Raw genomic sequence first — 13,823 nt, forward strand, 5'->3', positions numbered from 1 at the left:
ATTTATCTAAATGAGAATAATAACATTTATATGTTTATTCTATAGTGTTTTATCACTACAGGGGCAAATTTCAAAAAAAGTAATCTTAAGTGGTAAAATTGTCGAAAAACAACAGCAACAATCTTTAGAATTTGCTACTATAACCGTAATGGATCCTGTAAGCAATAAAATCATTTCGGGAGGAATTACTAGTATAAAGGGAGAGTTCGAGATAGAAATTCCATTAGGAACGTATACGATCAAAGCAGAATATATTTCTTTTAAACCTTATATAGTAAAAAACATCATTATTAATAAAGATACTGTACTGAATACTATAGAACTAGAAGAAGATAATGAGCAATTGGATGAAATAACTGTTGTATCCGAAAAAACCACTGTAGAGTATAAATTAGATAAGAAAATATATAATGTTGGTAAAGATCTTATTCATAAAGGAGGAACAATAAGTAATGTACTGGATAATGTTCCTTCAGTAAGTGTTGATGCGGCAGGAGCAGTTAGTCTTAGAGGAAATCCTAGTGTTCGAATATTGATTAATGGAAAGCCATCTGTGCTTACAGAAAATAATGGGTTAGAACAAATTCCTGCAGAAAATATCGAAAAAGTAGAAGTCATCACTAATCCATCAGCAAGATATGAGTCTCAAGGCTCCGCAGGTATTATAAATATCATTCTTAAAAAAAATAAGCGTTCTGGATTCGGAGGTTCTATACAACTTACCTCCGGAATTCCTGCTAATCATAGAGTAAATGTTAACCTAAATTATAAAACTTCAAAATTTAATGTTTTTACTAATTTAGGGTATCAATATGCTAATTTCTTTGGAGAACAAAAACAATTACAAACCTCTAGAATAGATGATTTTATTACTATTTTAGAATTAAATTCGGATACTAAAAGAAATGATAGTTATTACAATTTTTACTTTGGCGGTGATTATTATTTCAATGAAAAAAATACATTGACTGCAAGTTTTTATCATAATAAACTAGAAAATACTGACGAAACTGATTTTACATATAATTATCTTAATAACAATAGAAAACTAGATAGTATTGTTTCTCGGAAAGAAGAGTATAAGGAACCTCAAAATTTTAACCAGTTAGAACTTACGTATTTAAAAACATTTGATAAAAAAGAACAGAAACTTACTACTACTATTCAGTATGATTTTTGGAATGATGATGAAAATGAAATGATTATACAACACCGTACATTACCAATTTCTAATAATCAAACAACAGTTATAACCAAAGATGTCGAAAGCAGTAAAGATCTCCTTATTTTATCCGATTTTATAGCTCCATTGACCAAAAAATCAAAGTTAGAAACAGGAATTAGAGGAGAAATAAGAAGGATTACCAGTGATTATACTGTCTGGATAGATGATAAAATAGCAGAAGATTTTGACAATCTTTTAAATTATGATGAACATATCTATGGAGCATATATGCAATATGGTACTAGTATAAAAAAGTTCAATTATCTTTTAGGGCTTCGATTAGAACATTCAGATATCAGAATTAATGATGATCAAAAAGTTTTTAACAATCAAAAAAGGTATACGGATCTATTTCCAACTGCGCATCTTACTTATAATTTTACAGAAAAAACAAACCTTCAATTAAGTTACAGTAAAAGAATTAACAGACCTCGATTCTGGCAGTTAAATCCTTTTGGTGGGTTTTCGGATCCTAAAAATCTTTTTGAAGGAAATCCTGATTTAAACCCGATGTATGCTAATGTTATTGAATTAGCTTTATTAAAAAGATGGGATAAAATAACTATCAATCCATCACTCTATTATCAATACCAAACTGATTTCTTTCAGTTTATTACTACTCCAACTATGGAAAAAGGTTTTGTAACAACTCCTGTAAATCTATCTCATGAAAATCGTCTTGGTTTTGAACTATCTATAACATATAAACCTATAAAATGGTGGCGATTATCAGGGGAGTTTAATTATTATACATTCACCCAAAAAGGGGTATATAAAGAGGTTAATTATACTACAGAAGATACTAAATGGTCTACAAGATTTAATTCTAACATGAAATTTACAAAAGGGTTATCTATACAAACAAATTTTAATTATCAAGGAAAAAGTAATAGTGGGCAACGATTCATTAAATCTCAATATTGGGCTAACTTAGGAGTTAGTAAAGATCTATTTAAAGATAAAGCTTCCATAACTTTAAACGTAAGTAATATTTTTGACTCTAGAATTGATAAATATACTGTTACAGGACCAAAATATAGTTTAGTTTCTTCTAATATCAGAAGTGGCAGAAGAGCTACTATAACGTTTACATATCGATTTAATCGAAAAAAATCAGATCGTGACCGTATGCCTGATTAATAGATTAATAAAACTATTTTAGAATGTATTAAAATATATAAAATACTATTCAAAAAAGTTAACATATTTTTGTGTTTAAATAAATACTATGGAGCATCATAATTCATAAATTTTAGTGCATTTTTGCACTATTAAAATTTATTAAATCAAGTATACTAATGAGTTTAGAAAGAGAATTAAATAAGCGTAGTGGATCTGTATGTGAATTATCCGGAGAAACAGATAATCTAAAAGTTTATGAAGTACCTAAATCTCCTGGAACAGGTCTAGACTCTCATATTTTAATTTCTCAAACTTGTCTAGAACAAATTGAAAATCCAGAAAAGATAGATCCTAATCACTGGCGTTGTCTCAATGATAGTATGTGGAGTGAAATCCCTGCAGTACAGGTAATGGCATGGAGAATGCTAAATCGATTGAAATCTGAAGGATGGCCACAAGATTTATTAGATATGTTATATCTAGATGAAGATACTATTGCATGGGCAAATGCTACTGGAGAAGGAGATGATCCAGAAGATATAATTAAGCATTTAGATGCTAATGGTGCTATCTTACAAGCTGGTGACTCTGTAGTATTAATTAAAGATTTAGATGTAAAAGGTGCTAATTTTACTGCTAAAAGAGGTACTCCTGTTCGTAATATTTCATTAGTACATGATAACCCTGAGCATATTGAAGGACGAGTTAGCGGTCAGCATATTGTAATTCTCACCAAATTTGTTAAGAAAACTTAGTTCATTATTTTAAAATATATTTAAAAAACAGCTTTGAGGGATGTGGAAATATAATTTAACCAATGGTAAAAGTATTATTTGTGTAATTTCTGGTAATACGTTTTAACCATTTTATGATTACAACTCGATTCTTTTTAACTGGTATAATTATAAATTCAAATAATTTATGTACTCTTACCTTCTTAATATCAAGTTATTAAAAACAAAAAGGTAATAACGATTTTATCATATCCTATAGTCTAGGTTTATTAAATAAATTAGTACGGTTACAACTCTTGATGATTCTAAAACAAACTCGCCTGTTCTCCTCCTGTTTCATTATCAGTATCTGTAGCATCTGTTGAAAAACCTTGAGGTGTATTTTCTTCTGCAATTATATTTTCTTCTTCAATTACTTCTATTTCTTCTACAGGTAAAGATTCTGGTTCTTCATAAGGAATTGGATCTAATAAATTAATTTGTCTTACCTTATGTGTAGTTAATTGGTTCCCCAATGCTTTAACACCTTTAATAGAAATAAATTCTTCTAAATTTATTACATCATTAGGGCGTTGATCTTTTCCTCTGATTTTAGTATAGACAAGCTCCACTATTGGTTTATAATCTGTAGAAACAAGTTCTAAAAAGGATTTAGGATGTTCTGTTATAATAATATCTTCTTTTTCTGGAGTATCAATTAAAAAACGCTTTACATAATATCGTTCTTTCTCTCCATCCCAATATATTGCTGATATTGGCTTAGTAGGTTTCCATTTTTCTAGAACGATCATATCCGAATCAAAATGTAATGTCATCTCAGGAACTACTGTTTTTACATTCCCTTTTTGATTAATTATTAAGAGTCGATCTTCTCCTCTAAATTCGCCTAATAATTCTCCTCTATCATCAACATTGAGTCGCTGTACAGAATCATCAAACCAGATTTTTCTTGGTTTTAAAGTTGATACCCCTTGTTCTTTTAATTCTATTCGTTTAATATTGTATTTGGTAACAATATTTCCTTTTACTCCTCTTCCTTTAATCAATAAATCTGCAAAATCAAGATCAAATTTCAATTTTTTGATGCTCCCTGCTTGTCGTAGAAGAACCGTAATAACTTCTGCTTCTCCATTTGGGTTTGCAGAAAAATACAGTAATTTAGAATCTTTCTTCCCTTGTGCTAAATCATATTCTTTATCCCTAGTTACGCTTGTTACAGCAAAACGTTTTACATATGATGCTCCTCCTCGACCATCTTTATAAATCAGATTATAAATAGTACGTTTATCTTTCTTCTTAAAAATGGCTACATGGATTATATTTTTACCAATAAAAGTTTTTGACCCAACTTTGGTAATCATCATTTTACCTTCTTCTGTAAAACAAATAATATCATCAATATCAGAACAATCTGTAACGTATTCATTTCTACGTAGTGAAGTACCAATAAACCCTTCTTCTCTATTTACATATAGTTTTGTGTTACGAATAACTACTTTAGTAGCTTCGATATCATCAAAAATTCTAATTTCAGTTTTACGTTCTTTCTCTTTACCATATGTAGTTTTAAGCCTTTTAAAATAGGCTATTGCAAATTCTATAAGGTGTTCTAAATCATGCTTTATCTGAGCTATGTCATTCTCTAAAGCTTCTATCTTTTGTTGAGCTTTGTCAATATCAAATTTAGATATACGCTTAATTCGTATTTCTGTCAATCGTACAATATCTTCTTCTGTAACTGCTCTTTTTAAGTGCTTTATATAAGGTTGTAATCCTTTATCAATAGCCTCTATTACACCTTCCCAAGTTTCTACCTCTTCTATATCTCGGTAGATACGATTTTCTATAAATATTCTTTCTAATGATGCAAAATGCCATTGTTCCTGAAGCTCGCCTAACTGGATCTCTAATTCTTTTTTTAATAATGCTACAGTGTTATCTGTAGAGCGACGTAACATCTCTGAAACTCCAATGAAATTTGGTTTATTATCTTCAATAACACATCCTAATGGCGAAATAGAAATTTCGCAATTCGTAAAAGCATATAGTGCATCAATAGTTTTATCAGGAGAAATCCCTGAAGGGAGATGCACTAAAATCTCTACTTTTGCAGCTGTATTGTCTTCAATTTTTTTAATTTTTATCTTTCCTTTTTCATTCGCTTTAAGGATAGAATCTATTAAAGTGGTAGTTGTAGTAGAGAACGGTATTTCATTAATAACCAGTGTGTTTTTATCTAACTGCGATATTTTTGCTCGCACTCTTACCTTTCCTCCACGATTTCCATCATTATAGTTGGTAAAGTCTGCTATTCCTGATGTTGGAAAATCAGGTAGGATAGTGAATTTTTTACCTTGTAAATGTTTGATTGATGCATCTATAAGCTCTATAAAATTATGAGGAAGAATCTTAGTACTCAACCCTACTGCAATTCCCTCTCCTCCCTGTGCTAATAATAATGGAAATTTTACTGGTAAATTAATCGGTTCTTTTTTTCTACCGTCATATGACAATTGCCAATCTGTAACTTTAGGGTTATAGACTACGTCTAAAGCAAATTTAGACAAACGGGCTTCGATATATCGAGAAGCTGCAGCTCTATCTCCTGTAAGTATATTACCCCAGTTCCCTTGCATGTCAATTAGCAACTCTTTCTGCCCTACTTGTACCATTGCATCTGCAATACTAGCATCACCGTGTGGGTGATACTGCATTGTATGCCCTACTATATTGGCTACCTTATTATACCGTCCATCATCGAGATCTTTCATAGAATGAAGAATACGTCGCTGTACGGGCTTTAGGCCATCTTCTATTGCTGGTACTGCTCGTTCTAGGATTACATATGATGCATAATCCAAAAACCAATCTTTATACATTCCTGTAACCTTGGTAATCACTTCTTGCGGTTGGTGATCTTCTGAGGTTAAATCATTATCCAATTCTTCGTTGTCGTTTTCCAAATCCATATATAATTTCCAGAGCTTATTTTATAACGCTTATAAAGTATTTTAATACAATAAAAACATCTAATCTATACTATTATAAAACAAGTATAGATCTTTATTTTTCTTCCTCTATAGTATCTAATTCTACCTTTAGATTATTAATGATAAATTCTTGTCGTTGCGGTGTGTTTTTGCCCATATAAAATGACAATAACTCTTCAATAGGTTTTTCTTTATCTAGCATTACAGGGTCTAAACGTATATCATCTCCTATAAAATGCACAAACTCATCTGGAGAAATCTCCCCTAATCCTTTAAATCGAGTTATTTCTGGTTTTCCTGATAATTTTGTTATAGCATCTTTTCTTTCTTGTTCTGAGTAACAATAGATTGTTTCTTTTTTATTACGTACTCTAAATAATGGAGTTTGTAATATATATAAGTGTCCTTCTTTTATAACTTCAGGAAAAAACTGTAGAAAAAAGGTAATCAGTAATAATCGTATATGCATTCCATCTACATCTGCATCGGTAGCTATTACAATATTATTATATCGTAGATCTTCTAAAGATTCTTCTATATTTAATGCTGCTTGTAAAAGGTTAAACTCTTCATTTTCATACACAATTTTTTTGCTCATATTATAGCAATTAAGTGGTTTCCCACGTAAACTAAAAACAGCTTGAGTATTTACATCTCGGGACTTAGTTATAGATCCACTTGCTGAATCTCCCTCTGTAATAAATAGTGTACTTTCTAGATTACGATCTTTCTTACTATCAGTAAGATGAACACGACAATCTCTTAGTTTTTTATTATGCAAACTAGCTTTTTTTGCTCTTTCTTTAGCTAACTTACGTATCCCTGATAAATCTTTACGTTCTCGTTCTGCTTGTAGTATTTTACGTTGTAAGCTCTCTGCTGTATCAGAGTTCTTATGTAAAAAGTTATCTAACTTATTTTTTACAAAATCATTGATATATGTCCGTACTGTAGGTAAATCTCCTCCCATTTCTGTAGAGCCCAATTTAGTTTTGGTTTGACTCTCAAAAACAGGTTCCATTACCTTAATACTTATAGCGGATACAATTGATTTACGAATATCACTAGCTTCATAGCTTTTACCATAAAATTCTCTAATGGTTTTTACTATAGCTTCTCTAAATGCTGCTTGATGTGTTCCTCCTTGCGTAGTATGCTGTCCATTTACAAAAGAATGGTATTCTTCACTATATTGTGTTCTACTATGAGTAATTGCTATCTCTATATCGTCTCCTTGGAGGTGGATAATATCATATAATCTATCATCTTGAGCTATCGTATCAGAAAGTAAATCTTTAAGACCATTTTCTGAAAAATATTTTTCTCCATTAAAGATAATAGTTAATCCAGGATTAAGATATACATAATTTTTAAGCATCTTAACCACATACTCTGCACGATATTTATAATTCTTAAAAATAGTATTATCTGGTACAAAAGAAACTTTGGTTCCTCGTCTACGCGAAGTTTCTTCTAGAGTATCTTGATTAATGAGGTTTCCTTTTTCAAATTCTGCAGAAGCAGATTTACCATCTCTCGTAGATTCTACTCTAAAAAATGTAGACAATGCATTAACTGCTTTAGTACCTACTCCATTAAGACCTACTGACTTTTTAAAAGCACGAGAATCGTACTTCCCTCCTGTATTCATTTTAGAAACTACGTCTACAACCTTTCCTAAGGGAATCCCTCTACCATAATCTCTAACAATTACTTTATCGCCTTGTATAGAAATTTCAATCGTTTTACCAGTTCCCATAACGTACTCATCAATAGAATTATCGAGTACTTCTTTTACTAAAATATAAATTCCATCATCTGCAGAAGATCCATCACCTAATTTTCCTATATACATCCCAGGACGCATACGGATATGTTCTTTCCAATCGAGGGATCGTATATTATCTTCGGTATATTTGGTTTCCTTGCTCATAAATTTTGGGTAGAATGCTCGCTAATATAAGGTTTCACCTATTAAATTAAAATAGCCTCTTCACAAAGTAATTAACAAATCAACATCGATTTTTGTTGATTATTTGATATACAGTTACTTGGTAATCATAATTACGCATCATCCTCTATGTTAAAATATAAAAATAATACCCTAAACTAAAATAGCTAAAAACATCCCATCATTTATCCAAAAAAAGATAGATTATATAATAAAACATATGATTAAAATCAGGAATTATAAAAAATCTAAAAATTAAATTTGTTCCGTTTCTATTGAAATACATTTTTTACCTTTAATTCTTATTTAATGATTACTAATCATAGTTTATATGTTTACACTTGAAAACCTGAATCAGGTTAAAAAACGAAAACATTTGATCAACATCGCTGATCAAAAAAATATCAATATCAAAAAAGTTATAAAAAAATTAAGATATGAAGAAGAATTACGTTTTTTGCAGGGTGAGTTAGTAAATCTACAACAATGGATAGCTAATAATAAGCTACGAGTAGCTGTTATTTTTGAAGGTAGAGATGCTGCAGGAAAAGGTGGATCTATAAAGCGATTCACCGAGCATCTTAATCCGCGTTCTATGAGAATTGTGGCATTATCAAAACCTACTGAGGTTGAAAAAGGACAATGGTATTTTAGACGATATATTAAAGAATTACCTAACCCAGGAGAGATTGTTTTCTTTGATCGTAGTTGGTATAACCGTGCTGTTGTGGAGCCTGTTATGGATTTTTGCACCAATAGACAGTATCAAAAATTTATGGTACAAGTTCCTGAGTTCGAACATATGTTATATGAAGATGGAATTATTGTAATTAAATTCTGGTTTTCTATATCAAAAGATGAACAAAAAAAGCGTTTTGATGCAAGATTAAAAAACCCATTAAAAAGATGGAAATTTAGCCCTGTAGATATGCAAGGACAAAAATTATGGGATGAATACACTAAATATAAAGAGCAAATGTTCTCAAAAACTCATACTACATTTAGTCCTTGGATAATTGTGAATACTAATAATAAAAAAACTGCTCGTTTAGAAAGTATGCGATACATTTTATCAAAATTTGAGTATACAGGAAAGCTAGATGCAAAAACTACATTACTTCCCGATCCTAATATAATTGCGCGATATTATAGACATATTGAACAGATAGATATTTAATTTATGACAGCAACTCAAAAACCAGAATACATCCATCTTTCTGAAGAAGACTTAAAATTACTAAATTCTCCTATTGGTCTAAAATATCTGTTTTTAGATAGAAAAACAGATATTGAAAAAGCCCTCAGAATGACTAAGTATGAAATAAAGCTTAAAGAATTACAGGCTGAACTTATAAAATTACAAAACTGGACAATCGAGAACAAAAAGAAAATTGTTATTGTCTTTGAAGGTCGAGATGCAGCAGGAAAAGGAGGTGCTATTAGACGTATTACTTCACATATAAATCCCCGTCATTTTAGAATTATAGCTTTACCTAAACCTACAAGTGAAGAAGAAGGTCAGTGGTATTTTCAGCGATATATCAACCAATTACCAAAACCTGGAGAAATGGTTCTTTTTGATCGTAGTTGGTATAATCGTGCTGTTGTAGAGCCAGTTAATGGTTTTTGTAGCGAAGATCAATATACCCGATTTATGGGACAAGTAAATGATTTTGAAAGAATGATATTAGAGTCTGACATCTATTTTATAAAGTTCTATTTCTCTATTACTAAAGAAGAACAGGCTTCTCGATTTATGGATATAAAATCAAGCCCTTTAAAAAAATGGAAAATGACTCCAGTAGATGAAAGGGCTCAGGAATTATGGGATGAATATACAGCGTATAAAATAAAAATGTTTGAAAGAACAAATACAGCACGTTCTCCTTGGGTTATTATTGAAGCTGATCGCAAAACAGAAGCTAGAATTAAAGCAATACAGTATATTCTAAATACAATTCCTTACCAAGAATAGAAATTGTATATTAATTATATCTCCTTACAAATAGTCCTAAATGTTAGGTTAATTCTAGGTTTCATTATTTTTTTTGTAGGTGGTAAACGGTGTAACCAATTAGTTTGTGTAGTATCTTTCATCACCAATAAACTTCCTTTTTCCAAAACAAGAGATACCACTTGTTTTGTTTCTTTATGCTTAAACGAAAATTTCCTTTCTGCTCCAAAACTTAGAGATGCTATCGCTCCATTCTTTTTTAAATCTTTTTCTGCATCACTATGCCAAGCCATTCCTTCTTGTCCATTATGATATAAATTAAGTAAGCAAGAATTAAATTTTTCTCCAGTATTATGTTCTACCATTTCCTTTAGTTCTACTAGTTCTTTTGTCCATGGTAAAGCAAATTTAGTCGTATTAGAGTAGGTATATTGAAAAGGTTTTTTTCCATACCATGCTACTTTTCGTTTAGTAATAATTCGTTTTCCAAAAATAATTGCTTCATCATTTTTCCATTCAATATTTTTAAGAAGTTGCTCATAATAGTTTTGAGATTTTTGACTATTCATAATATATCCATAATAATTTACTTCTCCATCATAAGGCAGCAAATTTGATATTGAATTAGAATTAAATAGATCCATTTTTCCAGTTTTTATAAGCTATTTTCATACAGTTTCCGCAAGGTCTAAAGCCATTTTCTTCTGCTTCTGCCGTAGATGAAAAGAATACTCTGTTTTCTATTTTCATTCGTTTCCCTGATTTACAACGTAATGTTCCATAAATCTTTAATGTATTATTTCCTGCATAAACAATTTCATCTCGTTCTATCATTTTGTATAATTCTCGAGTATTTATTTCTATATGGTGTATCATAATATCAGCTAACTGCTTCATGAAATATAATTCCTAAAGTATATCGCTCTCCTTCACTTAACTCACTAACTCCATGTTTCATATGAGCTCGATAATATCCTTTTACTCCTTTAACTGGTCTATAATTAGTAGTAAATATAAGCATATCTCCTTTTTTAGGTTTTAAAACTATAGCTTTTGATTGTGCTCTAGGCATTTGCTGTATTAACACAAACTCTCCTCCTATGTAGTCTTTATCAGGTTCACTTAAAAATAATACTGCCTGAATAGGAAAATAAATCTCTCCATATAAATCTTGATGCAATGTATTGAATCCTCCTTTACCATATTTTAAAATTAAAGGTGTTGGTTTTAATTGTCCATTCTGATGGCAAAGCAATTGTAATTCACTGAATGTTTCTGGAAATATTTTATCTATTTTAAGAACTTTCATCCATAAGTTAGCTATCTGTGAAAGTTTAGGATACATAGTTTCTCTTATGATCTGAACAATCTCTGGAAGTGGGTAATTAAAGTATTTATATTCTCCTAAGCCAAACCGATATCGTTTCATTACTACTGTTTTTCGATATAATCCTTCTATATTATATATATCGATAAGCTCTTTGCATTGTATATCAGACACCAATTTTGGAATGATCGAAAATCCTTTTTCATTCATTGCTTCTGATATTTCTTGCCAATCAGTATCAGTAATTTTAGTCCTGATATTCTTCATTATCATTTTTCATCATTATATCTACTCTAGAAGCCTCCCATCCAATTATAACCGTTTTTCTTGTTGTTCCCCACATATATCCTCCAAACAATCCTGTAGATTGAATAACTCTATGACAAGGAATTAAGAACGCTATGGGATTACTCCCTATAGCTGTCCCTACAGCTCTAGATGCTTTAGGTTTTTGTATTTCTTTTGCAATAGCTCCATATGTTGATAAATTTCCTAATGGAATTTTTAACAATGTCTCCCACACTTTAAGCTGAAAATCAGTTCCTTTTAAATGTAATTTTATTTGATTGATTTTACTCCAATCTTGTTTATAAATTTGTAATGCATTTTGTTGGATTGAATCTGTAGCTTGGTTAAAACTAGCATTTGGAAAGCGTTTTTCCAATTCTAAAAAAGCATCATTCTCTGTATCCGAAAACCCCATATAACATATCCCTATAGGGGTAGATGCTATCAAGATTCTACCAAATAAAACATCTACATAGCTATAGTTAATAAAAAGATTTTTTCCTTTATTTTTGTATTCTCCAGGAGTCATTCCTTCTATTTTTACAAATAAATCATGTAATCTTCCTGTTCCTGAAAGCCCTGTTTCATATGCTGTATCAAACAATGTCGCTTGTGTATTATGTAGGATTTTTTTAGCATGTTGTACACTGGTATATTGTAAAAACTTCTTAGGGCTAATACCAGCCCAATCTGTAAAAATTCTTTGGAAATGATACGGGCTTAGGTGTACTTTTTTGGCAATCTCATCGAGTGTGGGTTGCTCCGTATAGTTGTGTGCTATATAATGTATAGCTTCTGCTATTCGGTTATAATTAATATGTTCTTGCTCACTCATTTATTTCAAATCTTATATTACAAAAGTAAAATTCATTTTGTTATCCTAAAATCCGAAACTTGCTTTATTAGTTTTATATGTTGTTAGATTTATATATTAAAACTTATTTAGTCAGAAACCATAAAAACCAATTCATTTATAAAATCATACCGATTTCATTTTTCACTGAAAACCTTAAAGAACTACCATATACCCAAACTATAAATACTAACTGTAATGGAATTCTAAACCATAAATATTGTAACCCACTTCCGTCATAAGTACCTGTTTTATAGTTTATTTGCTCTATCGAAGCTTTTATATTCGCTGGTAGCATTAACAAAAAGAATACAATTAAAATCCATGCAGTTATTGGTCGGATTATAGAAATATGAAGACCTATAGCTGCCACAATTTCAATAATAGCAGTAAAATAAACGATTTCTCTTTTAAAAGGCATAACATCAGGGATCATCATAGTCATCCCATCTGTATATAAGAAATGTCCTAAGGCAGTAAAAAGTAACATTACAGACATTCCAATACGTGCAGAAAGGGCAAAATCATATTCTCTATTAATTATTTTTATAAGGATCAATGAAATTACTGAAGTTATAATAAGTACAATAAGTGGTTTCATTTTTTTATTACAAATATCGAAAAGCTTTACTACTAAAAAATGAATTTAAGTTAAGAAATTCGTTTCCTAATTCTACTAAGAGCTTGGGGAGTTATTCCTATATACGAGGCCAGATATTTTAATGGTATTTCTCTCATCAAATGAGGCTGTTCTGTAAACAATTTCATGTACCTTTCTTCTGCAGTGTCATTAAGTAATGATTGCTCTCTCTTAGATTTCATTATAAATAAGCTTTCTGCTATTTTTCTTCCTATTACATTTCCAATTTTTGTTTGCTTATAGATATCTTGTAAATCTTTATATGTTAATCTCCAAAGCTTTGTATCGGTCAATGTTTCTATTTGATAGGTACTATATGTTTGGGTTATAAATGAATCATAAGCGCTTGTAAATTGATTTTCAAAACAAAATCCAAACGTTTGGTCTTCATCCTCCTCAGGTATAAAAAGCCTAACTGATCCTTTTTCAATAAAAGAAAGATAATTTTCTATTTTTCCTTTGTATGTAAAAACTGTTTTTTTAGGATAGTGAACTTCTATTAGTTTAGAAGAGAATAGTTTCCAATCTTGGTCGCTTAGTTTAGTAAATTCTTCAAAATATTTTCTTATTTGATTCATTATAATATTTATTTTCAAAAATTCATCCTTGTTTTTCAAACAAACACTTTATTTATAAATCTATTAGTGATCCTAATAAAATTTTTGGTTTCATTTCTTATTATGATTAAAAAATAATAAAGTCATTTTTATAATCAACTAATTGATAGTTATTAGAAATA

At 30.2% G+C, this 13,823-nt stretch carries 12 protein-coding genes; 4 read left to right on the forward strand and 8 right to left on the reverse strand.

Going from position 1 to position 13,823, the window contains the following annotated elements; all coding sequences use genetic code 11:
* The first annotated feature begins 10 nt into the window (after positions 1–10).
* Together N456_RS14255 and N456_RS14260 are read left to right on the forward strand one after the other, a co-directional pair.
* Positions 11–2,365 (forward strand): TonB-dependent receptor, encoded by a 2,355-nt coding sequence (locus N456_RS14255; protein WP_062058520.1) that lies wholly within the window; start codon positions 11–13, stop codon positions 2,363–2,365.
* A 158-nt stretch (positions 2,366–2,523) separates the two neighbouring features.
* Entirely contained in the window at positions 2,524–3,102 is a 579-nt protein-coding gene (locus tag N456_RS14260) for a PhnA domain-containing protein (protein WP_062058523.1), read from the forward strand.
* A 284-nt stretch (positions 3,103–3,386) separates the two neighbouring features.
* On the opposite strand, the gene N456_RS14265 is transcribed toward N456_RS14260, so the two are convergent.
* Positions 3,387–6,050, reverse strand: a complete 2,664-nt coding sequence (locus tag N456_RS14265) for a DNA gyrase/topoisomerase IV subunit A (protein WP_062058526.1) — start codon at positions 6,048–6,050, stop codon at positions 3,387–3,389.
* Positions 6,051–6,144: 94 nt separating this feature from the next.
* The gene (locus N456_RS14270) at positions 6,145–8,004 is read right to left on the reverse strand and encodes a DNA topoisomerase IV subunit B (RefSeq protein ID WP_062058529.1); all 1,860 of its coding nucleotides are present in this window, start codon (positions 8,002–8,004) and stop codon (positions 6,145–6,147) included.
* A 349-nt stretch (positions 8,005–8,353) separates the two neighbouring features.
* Here N456_RS14270 and ppk2 (N456_RS14275) point away from each other — a divergent pair, with 349 nt between their 5' ends.
* Both ppk2 (N456_RS14275) and ppk2 (N456_RS14280) read left to right on the forward strand, forming a co-directional pair.
* The gene (gene ppk2 / locus N456_RS14275) at positions 8,354–9,199 is read left to right on the forward strand and encodes a polyphosphate kinase 2 (RefSeq protein WP_062058531.1); all 846 of its coding nucleotides are present in this window, start codon (positions 8,354–8,356) and stop codon (positions 9,197–9,199) included.
* Positions 9,200–9,202: 3 nt separating this feature from the next.
* The gene (gene ppk2 / locus N456_RS14280) at positions 9,203–9,997 is read left to right on the forward strand and encodes a polyphosphate kinase 2 (protein WP_062058534.1); all 795 of its coding nucleotides are present in this window, start codon (positions 9,203–9,205) and stop codon (positions 9,995–9,997) included.
* Positions 9,998–10,011: 14 nt separating this feature from the next.
* Here ppk2 (N456_RS14280) and N456_RS14285 read toward each other — a convergent pair whose 3' ends face one another.
* From N456_RS14285 to N456_RS14310, 6 genes are all read right to left on the reverse strand, one after another.
* A complete protein-coding gene (locus N456_RS14285) occupies positions 10,012–10,620 on the reverse strand; it encodes an alpha-ketoglutarate-dependent dioxygenase AlkB family protein (RefSeq protein ID WP_062058537.1) in 609 nt (202 codons plus the stop codon).
* Positions 10,607–10,852, reverse strand: coding sequence for an Ada metal-binding domain-containing protein (locus N456_RS14290; RefSeq protein WP_062058654.1), 246 nt, complete (start codon positions 10,850–10,852; stop codon positions 10,607–10,609). Before N456_RS14290 ends, N456_RS14285 begins: the two co-directional genes overlap by 14 nt.
* Positions 10,853–10,856: 4 nt before the next feature.
* Positions 10,857–11,570, reverse strand: coding sequence for a 2OG-Fe(II) oxygenase (locus N456_RS14295; RefSeq protein ID WP_062058540.1), 714 nt, complete (start codon positions 11,568–11,570; stop codon positions 10,857–10,859).
* Positions 11,551–12,426 (reverse strand): bifunctional helix-turn-helix domain-containing protein/methylated-DNA--[protein]-cysteine S-methyltransferase, encoded by an 876-nt coding sequence (locus tag N456_RS14300; RefSeq protein ID WP_062058543.1) that lies wholly within the window; start codon positions 12,424–12,426, stop codon positions 11,551–11,553. Before N456_RS14300 ends, N456_RS14295 begins: the two co-directional genes overlap by 20 nt.
* Before the next feature lie 136 nt (positions 12,427–12,562).
* Positions 12,563–13,045: a DoxX family protein gene (locus N456_RS14305; protein ID WP_062058546.1), complete on the reverse strand. Its 483-nt coding sequence runs from the start codon at positions 13,043–13,045 to the stop codon at positions 12,563–12,565.
* A 50-nt stretch (positions 13,046–13,095) separates the two neighbouring features.
* Positions 13,096–13,662, reverse strand: a complete 567-nt coding sequence (locus N456_RS14310; RefSeq protein ID WP_062058549.1) for a Crp/Fnr family transcriptional regulator — start codon at positions 13,660–13,662, stop codon at positions 13,096–13,098.
* Between the last annotated feature and the right edge of the window lie 161 nt (positions 13,663–13,823).

The sequence above is a fragment of the Aquimarina longa SW024 genome (assembly GCF_001401755.1).
Lineage (GTDB): Bacteria > Bacteroidota > Bacteroidia > Flavobacteriales > Flavobacteriaceae > Aquimarina > Aquimarina longa.